Origin of the sequence: Variovorax sp. M-6 (assembly GCF_052114385.1) — a bacterium.
Taxonomy (GTDB): domain Bacteria; phylum Pseudomonadota; class Gammaproteobacteria; order Burkholderiales; family Burkholderiaceae_C; genus Variovorax.
Genome location: NZ_JBFREQ010000007.1, coordinates 102751 through 121690, shown reverse-complemented (window position 1 = coordinate 121690; position 18940 = coordinate 102751). Strand labels below are relative to the sequence as shown.

Genomic DNA, 18940 nt, shown 5'->3' with positions numbered 1-18940 from the left:
CTGATGGCTCCGTTCAATCCAGTTTGATGTTGGCGGCCTTGATGACCTCGCCCCAGCGCTCGCTGTCGTTCTTCACGATGGCGGCAAAGGCGGGGCCGGAAGCGCCCGAAGGCTCGTTGCCCTGCGTCTCGATGAGCTTGACCATCTCGGGCGAGCGCCCGATCTTCGCGAGCAGGTCGCCGATCTTCCTGGCGACGGCCGGATCCATGTTTCCGGGGCCGAAGATGCCCTGCCAGCCGACGATGTCCAGGCCTTGCACGCCCTGCTCGGCGATGGTGGGCAGGTCGGGCAGCACGGGCACGCGGGACGGCGTCGCAGTGCCCAGCCCCTTGGCCTTGCCCGCCTTGATGAGCTGCACCGCAGTGGCGGTGCCGTCGAAATAGAGCTGTACCTCGCCCGCCGCCAGCGCGCGCGATGCATCGGCCGTGCCTTTGTAGGGCACGTGCGTCATCTTCGTCCCGGTGCGCATCTGCAGCAGTTCGCCGTTCAGGTGGGATGTCGATCCCTGAGAGAACGATGCGTAGTTGAGCTTCCCGGGATTGGCCTTGGCGTAGCGCACCATTTCCTGCACGTTGTTGAAAGGCGCATCGGGCGGTGCGATCAACACCGTGGCGGACTTGACCATCTGCGCCAGCGGCGTGAAGTCCTTCACGGGGTCATAGGGCAGTTTCGCGTACAGATGCGGGTTCTGCGTGTGCGTGATGACGATGGTGTAGAGCAGCGTATGCCCGTCTGCCGGCGCACGCGCCACGTCTTGCGCGCCGATGAAGGTGCCTGCACCCGGCTTGTTGTCGACAATGACGCTCGCTCCGTTCAACTCGTCGCTCATCAGCTTGGCGATCACGCGCGCCGTCGCATCGGATCCGGAACCCGCGGGAAACGGCACGACGATGCGGATCGGCTTCCCGGCAATGGGCCAGGTTGCCGACTGGGCGAAGGCGGCGGGCGCGACGAGGCCTCCCGCCGCCATGACGGCAGAAGCCGCCATGGCAAGCAGGAAGCGGCGATGGCGAGCGATCGATTCCATTGACTAGTCTCCAGACAGGGGGCGCGCACCTTGAGGCGCATCAGGCATCGCAAGCAAATGCAAGCGGTTGCATTCAGCATAGCGGAATTTCACTTTTTCAAATTCGGGGTTTGCACGGAGACGGGGACGAAGACGTGCACGCGCTTGCAGGCGTGTCTGGCCGGCCGTGCCGGCACGATGCCATGACCGTGCCCAGGAGTTGACAGCGCACCGCCCCGTGCATACAGTGATTCCTAATGTTCGAACAACGTTCTATTATTTAGAACATCAGGATTTATGGATTCCACATTGGCCAAAGGCCTTGCCGCCCTCGAATGGATCACCCGTCGGCAGCGCGACTGCCGCGTCGTCGACCTGGCCCAGGCGTTCGGAATGGCGCGCAGCAACGCCCATCGCACCTTGCAGACACTGGTCGAATGCGGCTGGGCGACGCAGGACCCGGCGACCAGCGCCTACCGTCCGAGCCTGCGCATCTTCGAACTGGGCGCGCTGGTGGCGGAGGTGTCGGACATCACGGCGCTGCTGCGGCCGCATCTCGCAGCGCTGGCCCAGGCCAGCGGCGAAACCATTCACCTGGCCACGCTCGATGGCGCCGAGATCGTCTATCTCGACAAGTTCGACAGCCCGCTGCCGGTCGCGGCGTACTCGCGTATCGGCGGTCGGGCACCGGCCTATTGCGTGGCATCGGGCAAGGCGCTGCTCGCCGCAGCGCAATGGGACGAGGCCGACCTGCGCGAGCGCCTGGGCAGCCTGGTGGCCCACACGCCCCAGAGCATCGTCGACATCGCCGCACTGCAGGCCGAGCTGGCGCGCACGCGCACCCGTGGTTACGCAGAGAACCGCGAGGAGTGGCGCCTCGGCGTCTGCGGCCTCGGGGTCCCCGTCTTCAATGCACGTGGCGAAGCGGTCGCCGCACTGGGCATGAGCGTGCCCTCGATCCGCTTCACACGCACTCGGGCACGCGAACTCGCCGAGCAGGTCATGGCCTGCGCGCGCGAAGCGAGCGGCACGCTGGGTTACCGGCATGGGCCGGCGCCTGCGACGCGCCTTCGAAAGGCACCACACCACAAAGATGGAGACGTGAAGAATGAAGCGATACGCCACACTGCTGCAGGTCGGCCTCCTGGCCGCCGCGGCCCTTTCGACTAGCCTGGCGACACAGGCACAGAACGGCAGCGACTACCCCAACCGGCCGATCAAGCTGGTGGTCCCCTACCCGCCTGGCGGCGGCACCGACGTGATCGCGCGCATCGTGCAGGAGCGCTTCCAGAACTTGCTCGGCCAACCCGTGGTGATCGAGAACAGGGGCGGCGCGGCCGGCTCGATCGGCACCGAAATCGCGGCGAAATCCGCACCGGACGGCTACACGGTGCTGTTCACCCTCTCATCTCACACCATCAACCCGAGCATCTATCAGAAGCTGCCTTTCGACACCGCCAAGGACTTCGAGCCGGTCGCCATGGTGGCTTCCCTCCCGCAGATCCTGGTCGCCAACATGCAGTTCGCGCCCAACAACGTGGCGGAGGCGGTGGCATTGGCGAAGGCCAAGCCGGGCACCGTCTCGTTCGCATCGGTGGGCAACGGGTCGCCGGGCCACCTGGCCGGCGAACTGCTCAAGCTGCGCACGGGCACGCAGATGTCGCACATCCCCTACCGCGGTGGCGGCCCGGCCGTCAACGACGTGCTGGGTGGGCAGGTGCCGCTGCTTTGGGTGTCCATTCCCGCCGCTGCACAGTTCGTCAAGGCCGGCAAGCTGAAAGGGCTTGCGGTCTCGACCGTCAAGCGCAGCGCCGCATTCCCCGACGTGCCGACGATGCAGGAAGCCGGCATCGCCGACTTCGAAGTCGATTCCTGGTATGCCATGTTCGTCCCGGCCAGGACGCCGAAAGCCGCCATCGACAAGCTGAACAAGGCCATCAACGCGGTATTGCGGGAGCCCGACATCCGCGACAAGTTGCTGGCGCAGGGCAGCGAAGGCGTCGGCGGCCCGCCCGAGGCGCTGGGTAAAGTGGTCGACCTCGAACTGGTTCGCTGGTCGAAACTGGCGAAGGAAGCCAGCATCAAGGTCGACTGAGCCGCCCCTATCTCTGTTCGAAGACAACGCCCAACCAGACAGCAAGCACATGGCACCTCAGAATCCCATCCCCTCGACCGGCCCGGTGGCCGACCTCGTCGCGCGCGCGCGCGCCGCACAACGCATCTACGAAACCTGGTCGCAGCAACAGGTCGACATGGCAGTCACGGCCGCGGGCTGGGCCATCGTCGAGCCGAGCCGCAACCGCGAACTGGCCGAACTCGCGGTCGCCGACACGGGGGTGGGCAACGTCGAAGACAAGGTCCGCAAGAACCATCGCAAGACCTTCGGCCTGCTGCGCGACCTGAAGGGTGCGCGCTCGGTGGGCGTCATCTCCGAGAACCACGCCACCGGCATCGTCGAGATCGCGCGACCGGTCGGCGTGGTGTGCGCCATCACACCGTCGACCAACCCAGGCGCAACGCCGGCCAACAAGATCATCAATGCGCTCAAGGGGCGAAACGCGGTGATCGTCGCGCCCTCGCCGAAAGGATGGACGACCGCTGCGAGGCTGATCGAGTTCATCCATGCACAGTTCGACCGCATCGGTGCGCCGCACGACCTGGTGCAGCTCTTGCCCGCACCGGTCAGCAAGCCCTCGACTCTGGAGCTGATGAAGCTGTGCGATCTCGTGGTCGCCACCGGCTCGCAGGCCAACGTGCGGGCGGCCTATGCCAGCGGTACCCCGGCCTTCGGCGTGGGCGCCGGCAACGTCGCGAGCATCGTCGACGAGACCGCCGACCTGGCGCTCGCGGCCGACCGGATCCTGCGCTCCAAGACCTTCGACAACGCCACCAGTTGCTCGGCCGAGAACAGCCTGGTGGTGGTCGATGCGGCCCGGCCTGGCCTGCTGGCCGCGCTCGAGGAACGCGGCGCCGTGATGCTCGACGCTGCGCAAAAAGCGGTGCTTCAATCGCTGATGTGGCCCGACGGCAGGCTGTCGGCCGCGGTGATCGGACAGTCGGCCCGCGTCATCGCCGAACGAGCGGCCGCCGCCGATGCGCCCGGACGTGACGCCTGGCTGGCCATTGCGCAGCGCGAGCCGCGCGTCCTCATGGTGCCCGAAGAAGGCGTCGGCGGCGATCATCCGTTCTCGGGCGAAAAGCTCAGCCCGGTGCTGACGGTCTACGGGGCGCGCGACTTCGATGCCGCCTGCGCCATCGTCGAACGCATCTACGGATACGAAGGCGCCGGGCATTCCGTCGGCCTGCACAGCGCCCGGCCCGAGCGCGCGATGCACCTCGGGCTCACGCTGCCGGTGTCGCGCGTGATCGTCGACCAGGCGCACGCCCTCGCCACCGGCGGCAACTTCGACAACGGCCTGCCCTTCTCGCTCTCGATGGGATGCGGCACCTGGGGGAAGAACAATTTTTCCGAAAACATGAACTACAGGCACTACCTGAACATCACGCGCATCTCGCGGCCGATCCCCGAACGCATGCCGAGCGAAGACGACATCTTCGGCGCATATTTTGCGCAGCATGGTGCGGCGTGAGTGCGCGTTCCGCAAATGAAGCGCTGCGTGCCGGCACCGTCCGCGCGCTGATCGATGCCCAGGCCGGGTCGCGGCCGGAGGCGGTGTATGCGATCTCCGCGCAAAACGACGGCCGGACGATCCGCTACGCCGAGCTGGCGCGCGGCTGCCGTTCGGTCGCCGGCCTTCTGCAGCAGCAAGGCGCCCGCCCCGGCGACACGGTGTCGCTCGTCATGCCCAACGGCTTGCAGACCTTGCGCCTGTTGCTGGCCGCGATGCATTCGGGCATGTGCGTGAACCCGGTCAACCTGGTGGCGCAACCCGAACAGATGCGCTACGTGCTGCAGCACTCGGACTGCCGGGTCGTCTGTGTGGCGCCCGAGTGGGAAGCGCGCGTGCGCGCCTTGCTCGAAGGCGTCGGCCGCGAAGTCTCCGTGTGGGTGGTCGACCCCGACGCTGCGGCACTGCCCGGCGAAGCAGACATGCCACCGGTCGACCTGGCGCCACCCTCGCCCGATGCGATGGCGCTGCTGATGTACACGTCCGGCACCACGGGCCAGCCGAAAGGCGTCATGCTGACGCAAGCGAATCTTGCGGCCAATGCGCTCGCCATCAGCCGGGAGCACGGCCTCGACGCCCACGACCGCGTGCTGGCGGTGCTTCCGCTGTATCACATCAACGCCTTCATGGTGACCATGCTCGCCCCGCTCGCCCACGGCGGCAGCCTCGCATTGCCGCAGCGCTTCTCCGCCGGCCGCTTCTGGCAGCAGGCGGCGCAGACGCAGTGCACCTGGATCAACGTGGTCCCGACGATGATTTCCTACCTGATCGAAGGTGGAGCTCCCCCGGATGGCGAAACCGCCGGCATCCGCTTCTGCCGCTCGGCGTCGGCCGCGCTGTCGCCCGAGCACCACCGGGCCTTCGAGGCGATGTTCGGGATCGGCATCGTCGAGACGATGGGACTGACCGAGACTGCGGCGCCATCATTCTCCAACCCGATGGGACCGACAGAGCGCAAGCTGGGCTCGGTCGGGCGCGCCACGGGCTGCGAAGCGCGCGTGATCGATGCGGCATCGAACGTGGTGGCCGACGGCACCACCGGCGAACTCGCCATCCGCGGCCCCAACGTGATGCGCGGCTACTACAAGAACGACGAAGCCACCCGCGCGAGCTTCACGCCCGACGGCTGGTTGCGCACCGGCGACCTCGGCCACCGCGATGCGGACGGCTTCTTCTTCGTCACCGGCCGCATCAAGGAGTTGATCATCAAGGGCGGAGAGAACATCGCGCCGCGGGAGATCGACGAAGCACTGCTGCGGCACCCGGCGGTACGGGAGGCCGCCGCGGTCGGCATCCCCGACCGCCACTATGGCCAGGAGATCGGGGTGTGCATCGTGCTGCGCGGCGACCCGCCGTGCGACGAGGCCTCGCTGCGCGCCTTCTGCGAGGCTGCGCTCGGCCACTACAAGACGCCGAGGCACTTCCGCTTCGTCGACGACCTGCCGCGCGGCCCGTCCGGCAAGGTGCAGCGGCTCAAGCTGGCGCCGCTGTTCGAATGAGCGCGCTGCTCGCGCCGCCGGTCGATTTTTTCCTGCTCGCCTACGGCCTCGCTATCGTCTTCGCGGCGGGCATCGTGCGAGGCTTCGCGGGCTTCGGCTTCTCGGCCATCTCCGTGGCGGGCCTGTCGCTGATCGTCTCCCCGGCCAAAGTGGTGCCGGCCATCTTCGCGCTGGAGATCCTCGCGAGCGTGAGCCAGTGGCGCGGCATCGCGCGCGACATCGACATGCACTGGATCGGCTGGCTGGCGTTCGGCAACCTGCTCTTCATCCCGATCGGTGTGGCGCTGCTGGCATGGCTGCCCGAGGCGCCCTTGCGCCTGCTGATCGGTGCCCTGCTGCTGACCGCGGCCCTGCTGCTGCGCGGTGGCCACAAGGCCACGCTGGCGCCGACGCGCGGCGTGCGATTCTTCGCGGGCGTGATGTCTGGCTTCATCAACGGTGTTGCGGCCATCGGCGGCATCGCGCTGGCGGTGCTCCTGAGCACCACCCGCATGCCGCCTGCCACACTGCGCGCCACGATGATCGCGCTGCTTCTCTTCAGCGACGTCGTCGCGCTCGCCAGCGCGGCGCTGATGCCGGATGCCGCGCATGCCGGTGGCAGCCTGCTCGGCTCCGACACCTGGCGCTGGGCGATGTGGCTGGCGCCCGTGATGCTGGCCGGCATCTGGGTCGGGCACCGCTCCTTTGCGGGTGTGTCACCGGAGCAGTTTCGACGGCATGTGCTCAATCTGCTGATCGGGCTCGCCGCAGTGAGCATGCTGCGCTCGCTCTACGGCCTGCTGGCCTGAAGGGCGAACGCAGCCAGCTGCCTCACTGTGCCTTCGAGTCGATGATGTTCAGCGACTCCCCGAGCGAACGATAGAGCTGGAAGTGCTTCTGCACGAACTGACGCGTCTCGCTGGGGGACTTCACGTACGGCAGCGAGCCGGTCTGTGCCGTCGCTGCCTGCCACAACGGGTCATCGGCGATCACCTTCATCGCGGCCACGAGCCGAGCCCGCGCGTCGGCGGCGAGATTGGGCGGCGCATACACCGCGCTCCATCCCACGATCCCCTCCATCTCGGCGTAGCCGAGTTCGCGCGCCGTCGGCACGTCGGGCATGGAGGCCATGCGCTCCGGGTTGGTCACCATCAGCGCGCGCAACTGGCCACTCTTGATCAGTGCAAGGAAGGAGCCCAGACTGCCGCAGGCGAACTCGGTCTGGCCGGCCACCAGCGACATCGACGCCTCGCCGGTGCCCTTGTAGGGAATCTGCGTGGGCGTCTGGTCCGTGAGCTTCAGCAGCCTGAACAGCTGACGCGGCCCCATGTCGTTGGTCGTCAACACGCCGGCCGTGCCGAAGTTCATGGCCTTGCCCTTCACCTTCATCGCATCGACCAGGTCGCCGAAGGTGCGGTAAGGCGACTTTCCGTTCACGACGCAGCCGTAGGGATTGACCTCGAGGGTCCCGATGAACTCGAAGTCGTCCCACTTGTACTTGGTGGTGGTCGGCATGATGGCCGGCAGGATCGCCTGCGAGCCGGTGCGCGCGAGCAGCAGCGTGTAGCCGTCGGGCGGCGACGCCAGGGCCTGTACCGAACCGATCACGCCACTGGCACCGACCTTGTTCACAACCACCACCGCCTGCGAGAGGGCGCGCTGCGCCGCCGCGGCGAAGTTCCGCGCGGCAAGGTCGGCGTCGCCGCCCGCACTGTAGGGCGAGATCACGGTGATAGGCCGATTCGGGTAGGGGTCCTGCGCCACCGCCGGCGTGGCGGCGAGCATGGCGACGATGGTGAGCGCCGTCCACGCACCGGCACCGAGTCGCCGCGATGAGAACGGATGTTTGAAGCAAGCAATCGAACGCATGGGGATGTCTCCTGGTTGGAATTTTTCTTTGTCTGCAGGGGCACGACGCACCGGTCTCACCCGGCGGCGGACTCTTTGCTGCGCTGGTCCTCCAGCAACATCACGCAATCGACGGCCACGGGGCCGCGCGCACCCACGAGGACCGGATTGAGATCGAGTTCGGCCAGCACGGGGGCCATGTGCGCGGCCCAGCGCGAGAGGCGCTCGAGCATCGCGGCGATGGTATGCCTGTCGACCCCGGGCTGGCCGCGCACGCCGTCGAGCAGCGCACTCATGCGCAGCTCGTCGAGCATCGCAAGCGCCTCGTCATGGTCGAAGGGCGCGTGCCGGAACACCACGTCCTTCAGCACCTCCACCAGCACGCCGCCCGAACCCACCATGACCACCATGCCGAAGACCGGGTCGCGCTGCACGCCCATGACCAGTTCGACGTGGCCCTCGGCCATCCGCTGCACCACGACCCCTTCGAGACGCGCCCGAGGCTCGGCCGCCGCGGCGCGTTGCATCAGGGTGCGGAATCCCTCGCGCACCGCCTCTTCGTCGTCCCGCCGCAGGAGCACGCCGCCGACCTCCGTCTTGTGCGTGATGTCGGGCGATTCGATCTTCAACGCGACCGCGCCGCCGGCGGCCTGCCAGAGGCGCACCGCATCGTCCTCGCTGCGGGCCAGGGCGACGGGTGCCATCGGAATGCCGGCCTCGCTCAGCCAGGCCGCCGCCTGGACCGTGGCCTGCACGCCGTCATGGCCCGTCGGAGGCGGCAGTGCACGGACCTCGGTGGCCGGCGCCGAGGCGGCAAGGCGGCGCCGCGAGGCATGGTGGCGAACCAGCGCGGCGGCGGCCTCCACGGCGCGCTCACCCGCGGTGTAGACGACGATTCCCATGGCGCGCAGGCGCGTGAGTGCCTCGGCCGGGGCCGCCACCCAGCACACGAAGAATGGCTTGGTCGTGCGCGCCTGGATCTCGCCGAAGATCCGCACCAGCGTATCGACGTGCGCGGTCATCAGCTGAAGCCAGACGATGCCCACATGCACCTTCGGGTCGTCCATCAGCGCCACCACCGACTCGCTCAACAGCTCCGGCCGGGCCACGAACTGACCCGTCACGTCCACCGGGTTGCCGGCGGCACCGAATGCCGGCATGACTTCCGCGAGACGCGCGCGCGCGGCCGCCCCCAGCTCGGGCACCGTGAGACCCATTTCCTCGGCGCGGTCGGCCATCATCACGCCGGCGCCGCCGGACTGCGTCGCGATGCCCAGGCCGTTGCCTTCGGCGACGCGCGGCTGGCTCAAGGCCTCGAGCATGTCGAGCATCTGTTCCTCGTTGCGGGCGCGCAGCACGCCGTACTGGCGGATGACGGCGTCGAATACCGCGTCCTCCACGGCCAGCGCACCGGTGTGCGATGCGGCGGCGCGCGCACCGGCGGCCATGCGGCCCACCTTGGTGATCACCAGCGGCTTGCCCAGCACCTGGCAACGCCGGGCCAGCCGCACCAGCGCAGCGCCGTCGTCCAGTCCCTCGAGGTAGCCGGCAGCCACCCGGATGCGGGGGTCTTCCACCACCCTGCCCATCAACTCGCTGAAGGCGAGGTCGGCCTCGTTGCCGGTGTTGATGAAGTAGCCCAGCCCGAGCCCGCGTTGACGAACCAGTGCGGCGATGGCCGTGCCGAACGCGCCGGACTGCGTGACGAATCCGATCGGGCCCGCGCCGGTCTCGCCGTCGGCGTACTGGCTGAAGGTGGCATAGACCTTGTCGAATGCGTTGATGAATCCCAGGCAATTGGGCCCGCACAGCACCACGCCGCAATCACGGGCGCGCTGCGCCAGGGCATCCTCCTGCACACGGCCCTCCACGCCCATCTCGCCGAAGCCCGAGCTGAAGATGACGGCGGCGCGGATGCCGCGCCGCGCCAGCGCCTCGATGCAGGCGATGACCTCGCTGGCAGGCACGGCCACCACGGCGAGGTCGGCGGCTTCCGGAAGACTGTCGATGGTCGGATAGCAGGCCATCCCGGCGATCTCCCGGTACTTCGGATTGACCGGCAGGATGCGCCCCGCATACCCCTTTTCCATCAGGTGCTTGAGCGGCCGGCCATTGATCTTTCCAAGGTCGGCGGAGGCGCCGATCACCGCGATGGATCGCGGGTGAAGCATGCGGTGCACCGCATCGGCGCGGTCGGAGGTCGAGAGTGTCATGGCGTGGATCTGGAGGTCGGTTCAGTTGAATGCGGAGATGCCGGTCTGGGCGCGGCCCAGCACGAGGGCGTGGATATCATGCGTTCCCTCGAGCGTGTTGACCGTCTCGAGGTTCATCACGTGGCGGATCACGTGATAGCCGTCGGAGATGCCGTTGCCGCCATGCACGTCGCGCGCGGTGCGCGCGATGTCCAGCGCCTTGCCGGCGCAGTTCCGCTTGAGCAGCGACACCATTTCGGGGCTGGCCTGGCCTTGGTCGCGCAGGCGGCTGAGGTGCAGGCAGGCATGCAGGCCCAGCGTGATCTCCGTCTGCATGTCGGCGAGCTTCTTCTGCACCAGTTGATTGGCAGCCAGCGGACGGCCGAACTGCTTGCGATCCAGCGCGTACTGGCGGGCGGCGTGCCAGCAGAACTCCGCCGCGCCCATGGAACCCCAGCAGATGCCGAAGCGCGCGTTGTTCAGGCAGGCGAACGGCGCGCCGATGCCGTGCGCATCGGGCAGCCGCTGGGCGTCGGGCACGAACACGTCGTCCATCAGGATCTGGCCGGTCGGCGATGCGCGCACGGAGAACTTGCCTTCGATCTTGCTGGTGGCGAGGCCCTTCATGCCGCGTTCGAGGATGAATCCTCGCACCACGCCCTCGTCGTCCTTGGCCCAGACGATCATCAGGTCCGCGATGGGCGCATGGGTGATCCAGGTCTTGGTGCCCGACAGGCGCCAGCCGCCCGCCACCTGCCTCGCGCGGCTTCCCATGCTGCCTGGATCGGACCCGTGGTCGGGTTCGGTCAGTCCGAAGCAGCCGAGCCTCTCGGCGCGCGCCATCGCCGGCAGATACCGCTCGCGCTGCGCCTGGCTGCCGAAGAGGTAGATCGGCGTCATGCTGAGCGTCGTCTGGACGCCGAGCGCGGAGCGAAAGCTGGTGTCGACGCGCTCGAACTCGCGCGCGATCAAGCCATAGCCGACATAGCTGATGCCCGCGCAGCCGAAGCCCTCTATGGTGGCCCCCAGAAAGCCGAGGTCGGCCATCTCGCGCATCACGTCGATGTCGAAGCTCTCGTTCCGGTTCGCCTCCAGGATGCGCGGCATCAGCCGCTCCTGGGCATAGTCCCGTGCCGTGTCGCGGATCATGACCTCCTCGGGCGTGAGCAGCGCGTCGAAACGCAAGGGGTCCTTCCAGTCGAAGGGCACCTGCCGCATGCCGGCCTTGCGCAGCACCTGCGCGTCGGGCACCGGCTCGACGGTCGCGGCGCTCATCGGCCGATTCCCGCGGGCCGGAACTTCGGGATGCCGGCGTCGTCGCTGATCGATTCGAAATGCACCTCGACACGCATGCCGACCCGAATCTCTTCCGGCGCGCAGTCCGTGACCTGCGCATACATGCGCGCGCCGTCGTCGAGATCGACCAGGCAGAGGATGACCGGCAGGTCGGCCGTCCAGCCGGGGAAGTTCATGGCCACCGAACGCGACACGGTGTGTGAATACACGGTGCCCCCCGGCTGCGCGTCGGTCCAGGCGAGCTCGCGGCTGCCACACTCGATGCACCAGGGCTTGGGATGGAAATTGAAGGTGCCGCACCGCTGGCACTTCTGGAGCACCAGGCGCCCTTCCTTCGCCGCCGTCCAGAACGGGCGCGTGAGGTCGGTGATGACCGGGAGGGGCTTGGCGTTCAATGAGGTGTCGCTCATGGTCAGGCTTCCGTTCCGAGGATGAGGGAGATGCAGCTGCGACCCGGGCGGCCGTAGGGAATGCCGCCGAAGCCGCACGCGGCCCCGACCGTGGCGCCGCGCACCTGGCGCTCGCCCGCTTCGCCACGCAGCTGCGTGACGGCTTCCACCAGCGGCATGAAGCCGCCGATGGCACCGCCGGGCTGGCCGCCGGACAGCTGGCCGCCATCGGTCGACAGCGGAAAGTCGCCGTCGAAGCGCAGGTCATGCTCTTCCACGAAACGGCCGCCCTCGCCCTTCTTGCAGAAGCCGTGGTCCTCGATGGTCATCATGGCGATGAAGGGATAGTCGTCGTACGGCTGCAGGAACTGGATGTCGCGATGCGACACGCCCGCCATGGCCATCGCGCGCGGCGCAGCTTCCGCAAAACCGGTGGTCGTGATGTCGGGCAGCGCGCGGCTGCCGTGGTAGTAGTTGTTGGCTTCGCCGAAGCCGCGCAGGTACACCGGCTTGTCGGTCAGGGTGCGCGCCGTTTCGGCCGACGTGACGATGTAGGCGAGGCCGCCGTTGACGATCGGCACGCAGTCCAGCAGGCGGATCGGGTCGGACAGCATGCGCGAGGACAGGTACTCCTCCAGCGTGAACGGCTTGCGATAGATGGCCCCCGGATGCAGCGACGCGTGGTAGCGGGCATTCACGGCGATCTTTCCGAGCTGCTCGAAGCTCAGCTTGTGTTCGTGCATGTAGCGCGTCAGCACCAGCGCGAACTGCGCGCTCGCGCCCATCACGCCAAATGGGCCCTGGAAGTCCCAGTACACCCCCCGCGTGCGTTCAGGCGACAGCGGCAGCCCGGGTGCCACGGAAGGAATGTTCAGTGGCGTGTCGGCCCCCACCACCAGCACCCGATCGACGATGCCGGCGCGGATCATCGCTGCTGCGCGGATGAGCATGGCCGAAGCGGAGGCACCGCCCTGGTCGGCACGCAGCAGCAGTTGCGGGCTGATGCCGAGGTTCTCGGCCGTGGCAGCCGACCAGTTGACCGTGTGCGCCACTTCCGCATGCGCCACGCCCAGGCCCTGTCCGTCGAAGTCGTTCTTCGACATCCCGGCTTTCTGCAGCGCGAGGTCGGCGGCCCACGCGATGTATTCGTCGACGTTGAGCTGAGGTTCGCCCGGCTTGGCCCGGCTGTAGGGCGTTCGGCCATAGCCGACGATGGCAACTTCGGATCGCATTGGATTGCTTCCTTCTTTTCTGGAGTGGGAGAGGCGCGCCAGGTCTAGCGGCCGGCGAAGATGGGGGGACGACGCTCCGCAAAGGCCTGCATGCCTTCCTTCTGGTCCGCGGTATCGAAAAGCAGTTCGAAGGCTCGGCGCTCCAGCAGCAGGCCGGTGGCCAGCGGTGCGTCCGCACCGGCCAGCGCGGCCTCCTTGAGAAGGCGCAGCGCGATCGGGGGTCGCGAGGCGATCAGCGCGGCGAGCGCCAGCGAGCGCGCCTCCAGCAGGTCGTCGTCGACCACCTCGCTGACCATGCCCATCGCCAGTGCTTCCTCCGCGCCGACGGGTTCGCCGGTGAGCATCAACTTCATCGCGCGGTACTTGCCGACGGCCTTCATCAAGCGTTGCGTCGCGCCGCCGCCCGGCATGATTCCCACGCTCACTTCCGGTTGGCCGAAGCGCGCGCTGCGTGCCGCGAGGATGATGTCGGCGTGCAGTGCGAGCTCGCAGCCGCCGCCGAGGGCCGGTCCGGCCACGGCGGCGATCAGCGGCTTGGAGAAGTCGGAGATCGCCTTCCAGTAGCGCAGCACGCCCAACCCGGACACCGCGGCCGGTCCCAGCGCGGCGATTTCCTTCAGGTCCGCGCCGGCGGCGAAATGCGTCGGGCTGCCGCGCAGCACCACGCAGCGCACCGCGGGGTCGTCGTCCAGCGCCGCGAAGGCTTCGGCCAGTTCACGCCGCAGCGCCGTGTTCAGGGCGTTGCGCGCCTCGGGTCGGTTCAGTGTCAGGCGTGCCACGCCCGTGCGTGGGTTGTCCCTCTGCAAGAGGGCCGCGGCCTCTGTCATGTGCTTGTCTCCAATCGTTCTGGAGGCATTGTGGAAGCCGCCTCAACATTCCACTACTTTCCTTATCAAATGGTGAATATTCATATTCCAAATAACATCGGGACATCGCAACGCCCATCGCCGTCCATGAATCTGCGCACCCTGGATCTGAACCTGCTGGTGGTTTTCGACGCCATCTACAACGAGCGGAGCATCTCGAAGGCCGCACTGAAGCTGCACCTGTCCCAACCGACGGTGAGCAATGCGCTGGCGCGGCTGCGCGAGCGGCTGCAGGACGCGCTGTTCGAGCGCAGTTCGCAGGGCATGCGTCCGACGCCGCGTGCGAAGACGCTGGCCGAGCCGATCCGCCAGGCGCTCGACGTGCTGGAGCGGGGCTTTCGCGGCGAGGACAACTTCGACTTCGCGCACTCCGATCGCGAGTTCGTGATCGCCGTGGAGGACTACGGCGAAACCATCATCCTGCCGCGCTTCATCGACTGGCTGGCCAAGGTCGCCCCGCGGATCCGCATCCGCATCCGTCCCGAAGCCGCCGCATTGCTCAAGGGGGAGATGCGCGACGGTGCCGTGGACCTGGCACTCGACTATTTCGCGCTCCAGGAGCCCGGCTACCGCAGCGAGTGCGTGATGACCGAAACGCTGCTGAGCCTGTCACGACGGGATCACCCGACCGTGGCCGAGCGGCTGAGCCTGGAAACCTTCCTGTCGCTGCGGCACGTGGTGCTGGCGCCGCGCACGAGCACCATGCCGATGATCGACCTGGCGCTGTCCAAGCGCGGGCTGCAGCGCCACATCTCGGTGACGGTGCCGCATTTCCTCTCGATGCCGATGATGGTGCAGACCTCCGACATGATCTGCACGCTGCCCCGTCGCATGGCGCACCTCTATGCCGATCACTTCCACCTGAAGTCGCACACCGTGCCCCTGCGCATCCCGCGTTTCCCGGTCTATGTCATCTGGCACGAATCGACGGCCGTCGACGCCAGCCACCAGTGGTTCCGCAAACACCTCATCGAGTTCTGCCAACGGCTGTGAAGGCGCTCAGACCAACGCGCCCATGCGGGCAGCCGCCGCCTTGAGCGCGTCGAGCCGGCTCAGCGCATCTTTCAGCGACATCCGCGCGGCGGGCGCATGCACCGCGATCGCCGCCCGCACTTCGCCCGCCGCATTGCGCACCGGCACCGCCACCGCCACCAGACCCGCGATGAATTCCTCGTTGTCGCAGGCGTAGCCGCGCTCGGCGATGGCGTTGCACTCCGCATGCAGTTCGGTGGCACTGACGATGCTGTTGGCCGTCATGCGCGTGAGCGTGATGCCGCCGATCACCGCTTCGCGATCCTGAGGCGACATCTGCGCCAGCATCAGCTTGCCGCTGGCCGTGCAATGCAGCGGCACGTGCGAGCCGACATCCAGCGTGAGCCGTAGCGGCCAGTGCGCCTCGACGCGGTCCAGGTACAGCACCTGCGTGCCGTCCAGCGTCGTGAAGTTGCAGGTCTCGCCGACCTGGCGGACCAGTTCGGACAGCACGTCATGGCGCAGTCCGCGCACCACGCCATGGTTGAGCGTGTCGAAGGCCAGTTGGCGAAGCGCCGGCCCGACGACGAACGAGCGCTCGTCGACGTCCCGCGCCAGAAAGCCGGCCGCCAACAGCTGCGTGCAGATGCGATGCGTCGTGCCCTTGGGCAGCGTCAGCCGCGCCGCGAGATCGGCCAGCGTGAGCGCTCTTCCCTCGGCGGCCAGCAAGGCCAGCAGGCGCAGGCTGCGCCCTGCCGACGAACTCGACGCGAATTCGCCGCTTTCCGCCTTGTCCGGGCCTGTTTCAGGGGTGTCGATGGGAACCGCGGCCGTTTTTCGCCGGGAGGTCGTCATAGGGTAAATCTCTAAAGTGGAACATTGCGTTCCGAAAATCAACACCATACGATCGGCGTCGAGACAATCGTGATTGTTCCATCGCGAGATGAACGGAATCCATGACCGATCCAGAGTTCGACTACATCGTGGTGGGCGCCGGTTCAGCCGGCTGCGTGCTGGCCAGCCGGCTGAGCGAAGACCCCGGAACGCGTGTGCTGCTGCTCGAGGCCGGACCGCGCGACACCTCGCCCTGGATCCATCTGCCGATCGGCTACGGCAAGACCATGTGGAGCCCCGCGGTCAACTGGCGCTTCGAGACCGATCCCGATCCGAACATGAACGGCCGCCGCATCTACTGGCCGCGCGGCAAGACGCTGGGGGGGTGCAGCTCGATCAACGGACTGATCTACATCCGCGGCCAGCGCGAGGACTTCGACCACTGGGCGTCGCTGGGCAACCCCGGCTGGGGCTACGAGGATGTGCTGCCCTACTTCATCAAGTCGGAAGGCAACGAGCGCGGCGCCATTCCCCTGCACGGCGGCGACGGCCCGCTGAAGGTGTCCGACATCGGCGCGAAGCACGAACTGATCGAGGCCTTCATCAGCGGCGCCGAACAGATCGGCGTGCCGCGCACCGACGACTTCAACGGCGCCCGGCAGGAAGGCGCGGGCTACTTCCAGCTCAACACGCACAAGGGCTTGCGCTGCAGCACCGCCAAGGCGTACCTCCCGCCTGCGGTGAAGCAGCGGTCCAACCTGCGCATCGAGACCGAGGCCTTCGCCGCCGGGGTGGTGCTGGAGGGCCGACGCGCCGGCGGCGTGCGCTACCGGCAGGACGGCCAGATGAAGATCGCCCGCGCACGCGCCGAGGTGCTGCTGGCGGCCGGTGCCATCCAGTCGCCGCAGTTGTTGCAGCTGTCGGGCATCGGCCATCGCGACCTGCTCGAAGCGCGCGGCGTGCCGGTGGTTCATCACCTGCCGGGCGTCGGTGAAAACCTGCAGGACCACCTGCAGATCCGCCTGGGCTACGAGTGCACGAAACCCATCACCACCAACGATCAGCTCAACTCGTGGACGGGCCGGGCGAAACTGGGCCTCGAATGGCTGCTGCACCGCACCGGCGCGCTGGCCATCGGCATCAACCAGGGCGGCTGCTTCATGCATGCGCTGCGTGACGAGCAAGGCCGGCCCGTCGCAGCCACGCCGGACACCCAGTTCCACGTCGCCACGCTGTCGGCGGACATGGCGGGTGGGAAGGTGCACCCGTACTCGGGCTTCACCATGTCGGTGTGCCAGCTTCGACCTGAATCGCGCGGCCATATCCGCATCCGTTCGACCGATCCCTTCGAGCCGCCGGAGATGCAGCCGAACTACCTGTCGACCGACCTCGACCGCCGCACAGCCGTTGCGGCCGTGAAAGCCGCACGCGCCATTGCCGAGACGCCGGCGATGCGCCCGTACGTCAGGCGCGAGGTGAAGCCCGGCGGCGCGATCCTGACGGATGCGGACCTGCTCGAGTTCTGTCGCAACAACGGCGCCACCATCTTCCACCCGAGCGGTACTTGCCGGATGGGCAACGATCCGCTGGCCGTCGTCGACGCGCGCATGCGCGTGCACGGCATCGGCGGGCTGCGCGTCATCGACTGCTCGGCCATGCCGACGCTGGTCTCCGGCAACACCAATGCAGCCGCCGTGATGATGGCCGAGAAAGCCGTCGACCTGATCCGAGAAGACGCAAGGACCCCACAGAGTCAAGCCAGGGCCAGGCCGAAGGCCCATCACAACAACACTTCATTGGAGACAACGACATGAGTGGAACGACGGTGGTAGACGAAAGAAAGATCCGTAGGGCAGTGATCTCGGCGCTGGTGGGCGCCACGATCGAGTGGTACGACTTCTTCCTGTACGGCGTGGTCGCCGGGATCGTTTTCAGCAAGCTGTACTTTCCCGGCAGCGATCCGGTGGTGTCCACGATGCTCGCGTACACGACCTTCGCGGTCGGCTTCGTCACGCGGCCGCTGGGCGGCGTGATCTTCGGCCACTTCGGCGACAAGATCGGGCGCAAGAGCATGCTGGTCATCACGCTGATGATCATGGGCGTTGCCACCTTCCTCATCGGCCTGGTGCCGACCTACGCACAGATCGGCGTCGCGGCGCCCATCCTGCTGCTGCTCCTTCGAATCGGCCAGGGCATCGGCCTGGGCGGCGAATGGGGCGGCGCGGTGCTCATGGCCTATGAATACGCGCCGAAGGAAAAGCGCGGCTTCTACGCATCGCTGCCCCAGATCGGCCTGGCCATCGGCCTGTGCCTCGCATCCGGGGTGGTGGCACTGCTGTCGTGGCTGCTCACCGACGAGCAGTTCATGTCATGGGGCTGGCGCATCGCCTTCCTCCTCTCCGGCGTGATGGTCATCGTGGGCATGTACATACGGCTGCACGTGCAGGAAACGCCGGAGTTCTCCGCCGTGAAGGCCAGGAACGCCGAACTGCGCATACCCTTCATCGACATGATCCGGCGCTATCCGGGCAACGTCCTCAAGGGCATGGGCGCGCGCTACATCGACGGCGTGTTCTTCAACATCTTCGGCGTGTTCTCCATCAACTACCTCACGAGCACGATCAAGGTCAGTCGCACCGGCGCCCTGCTGGGAGTGATGGCCGCCGCGGTGGTGATGTGCTTCTTCATTCCGTTCTTCGGCCGCATGTCCGACCGCCTCGGTCGCCCGAAGGTCTACATGTGGGGCTCGCTCATCACGGCTGCCGCGTCGTTCCCGGCCTTCTGGCTCATCACGACCAGCGGCGGCAACATGTTCCTGATCTGGCTGGCCATCATCATTCCCTTCGGCATCCTCTACGCCTCCGTGTATGGACCGGAGGCCGCGCTCTTCTGCGACCTGTTCGACGCCAAGGTGCGCTACACGGGCATCTCCTTCGTCTATCAGTTCTCGGGCATCTTCGCCTCGGGCATCACGCCCATCATCGCGACCGCACTGCTCAAGTCGGGCGCCGGCGAGCCGTGGCAGATCTGCATGTACGTGATGTTCGCGGGCGCAGTGTCGGCGTGGTGCGCCTGGCTGATCGGCCGTTCCCCGAGCGCCGACGAAACCATCGACGGAGAGTCCGGCCTCAGCGCCGGCCAGCCGGTGCGGCGAGCGGGTGCCGCCTGAGCGGGGCGGTCGCCACCCGCGGGCGGCCG

The 18940-nt window shown here is 67.4% G+C and carries 16 protein-coding genes; 8 read left to right on the top strand and 8 right to left on the bottom strand.

Going from position 1 to position 18940, the window contains the following annotated elements; all coding sequences use genetic code 11:
- Positions 1–13: 13 nt before the first annotated feature.
- On the bottom strand, positions 14–1027 hold the full coding sequence (locus AB4Z46_RS10480) for a Bug family tripartite tricarboxylate transporter substrate binding protein (protein ID WP_442283426.1): 1014 nt from the start codon (positions 1025–1027) through the stop codon (positions 14–16).
- Positions 1028–1315: 288 nt separating this feature from the next.
- Here AB4Z46_RS10480 and AB4Z46_RS10475 point away from each other — a divergent pair, with 288 nt between their 5' ends.
- Genes AB4Z46_RS10475 through AB4Z46_RS10455 form a run of 5 tightly spaced genes read left to right on the top strand, consistent with a single transcriptional unit; the run spans position 1316 to position 6922 of the window.
- Positions 1316–2176 carry an IclR family transcriptional regulator gene (locus tag AB4Z46_RS10475; RefSeq protein WP_442283425.1) on the top strand — a complete coding sequence of 287 codons (861 nt, stop codon included), beginning with the start codon at positions 1316–1318 and terminating at the stop codon, positions 2174–2176.
- The gene (locus AB4Z46_RS10470) at positions 2115–3101 is read left to right on the top strand and encodes a tripartite tricarboxylate transporter substrate binding protein (protein WP_442283424.1); all 987 of its coding nucleotides are present in this window, start codon (positions 2115–2117) and stop codon (positions 3099–3101) included. The genes AB4Z46_RS10475 and AB4Z46_RS10470 overlap by 62 nt, the downstream gene beginning before the upstream one ends.
- Before the next feature lie 49 nt (positions 3102–3150).
- Positions 3151–4596: an acylating sulfoacetaldehyde dehydrogenase gene (gene sauS / locus AB4Z46_RS10465; protein ID WP_442283423.1), complete on the top strand. Its 1446-nt coding sequence runs from the start codon at positions 3151–3153 to the stop codon at positions 4594–4596.
- Entirely contained in the window at positions 4593–6134 is a 1542-nt protein-coding gene (locus tag AB4Z46_RS10460) for an AMP-binding protein (RefSeq protein ID WP_442283422.1), read from the top strand. Before sauS ends, AB4Z46_RS10460 begins: the two co-directional genes overlap by 4 nt.
- Positions 6131–6922 (top strand): sulfite exporter TauE/SafE family protein, encoded by a 792-nt coding sequence (locus tag AB4Z46_RS10455; RefSeq protein WP_442283421.1) that lies wholly within the window; start codon positions 6131–6133, stop codon positions 6920–6922. Before AB4Z46_RS10460 ends, AB4Z46_RS10455 begins: the two co-directional genes overlap by 4 nt.
- A gap of 22 nt (positions 6923–6944) precedes the next feature.
- On the opposite strand, the gene AB4Z46_RS10450 is transcribed toward AB4Z46_RS10455, so the two are convergent.
- The 6 genes from AB4Z46_RS10450 to AB4Z46_RS10425 are packed head-to-tail and all read right to left on the bottom strand — an operon-like array spanning position 6945 to position 13897.
- Entirely contained in the window at positions 6945–7982 is a 1038-nt protein-coding gene (locus AB4Z46_RS10450; RefSeq protein ID WP_442283420.1) for a Bug family tripartite tricarboxylate transporter substrate binding protein, read from the bottom strand.
- A 56-nt stretch (positions 7983–8038) separates the two neighbouring features.
- Complete coding sequence (locus AB4Z46_RS10445) at positions 8039–10174, bottom strand: acetate--CoA ligase family protein (protein WP_442283419.1); 2136 nt, start codon at positions 10172–10174, stop codon at positions 8039–8041.
- 21 nt (positions 10175–10195) lie between these two features.
- Positions 10196–11371: an acyl-CoA dehydrogenase gene (locus AB4Z46_RS10440; RefSeq protein WP_442283546.1), complete on the bottom strand. Its 1176-nt coding sequence runs from the start codon at positions 11369–11371 to the stop codon at positions 10196–10198.
- Positions 11372–11424: 53 nt separating this feature from the next.
- The gene (locus tag AB4Z46_RS10435; protein ID WP_442283418.1) at positions 11425–11859 is read right to left on the bottom strand and encodes a Zn-ribbon domain-containing OB-fold protein; all 435 of its coding nucleotides are present in this window, start codon (positions 11857–11859) and stop codon (positions 11425–11427) included.
- Positions 11860–11861: 2 nt separating this feature from the next.
- Entirely contained in the window at positions 11862–13070 is a 1209-nt protein-coding gene (locus AB4Z46_RS10430; protein WP_442283417.1) for a thiolase family protein, read from the bottom strand.
- Between the two features lie 44 nt (positions 13071–13114).
- A complete protein-coding gene (locus tag AB4Z46_RS10425; protein WP_442283416.1) occupies positions 13115–13897 on the bottom strand; it encodes an enoyl-CoA hydratase-related protein in 783 nt (260 codons plus the stop codon).
- 126 nt (positions 13898–14023) lie between these two features.
- Between AB4Z46_RS10425 and AB4Z46_RS10420 the strand changes: the two genes are divergently transcribed.
- Positions 14024–14929, top strand: coding sequence for a LysR family transcriptional regulator (locus AB4Z46_RS10420; RefSeq protein WP_442283415.1), 906 nt, complete (start codon positions 14024–14026; stop codon positions 14927–14929).
- A 6-nt stretch (positions 14930–14935) separates the two neighbouring features.
- On the opposite strand, the gene AB4Z46_RS10415 is transcribed toward AB4Z46_RS10420, so the two are convergent.
- Positions 14936–15763 carry an IclR family transcriptional regulator gene (locus AB4Z46_RS10415; RefSeq protein ID WP_442283414.1) on the bottom strand — a complete coding sequence of 276 codons (828 nt, stop codon included), beginning with the start codon at positions 15761–15763 and terminating at the stop codon, positions 14936–14938.
- Positions 15764–15864: 101 nt separating this feature from the next.
- On the opposite strand from AB4Z46_RS10415, the gene AB4Z46_RS10410 reads away from it, so the two are divergent.
- Complete coding sequence (locus AB4Z46_RS10410) at positions 15865–17556, top strand: GMC family oxidoreductase (protein WP_442283413.1); 1692 nt, start codon at positions 15865–15867, stop codon at positions 17554–17556.
- Positions 17553–18911 carry an MFS transporter gene (locus AB4Z46_RS10405; RefSeq protein ID WP_442283412.1) on the top strand — a complete coding sequence of 453 codons (1359 nt, stop codon included), beginning with the start codon at positions 17553–17555 and terminating at the stop codon, positions 18909–18911. Before AB4Z46_RS10410 ends, AB4Z46_RS10405 begins: the two co-directional genes overlap by 4 nt.
- The last annotated feature ends 29 nt before the right edge of the window (positions 18912–18940 follow it).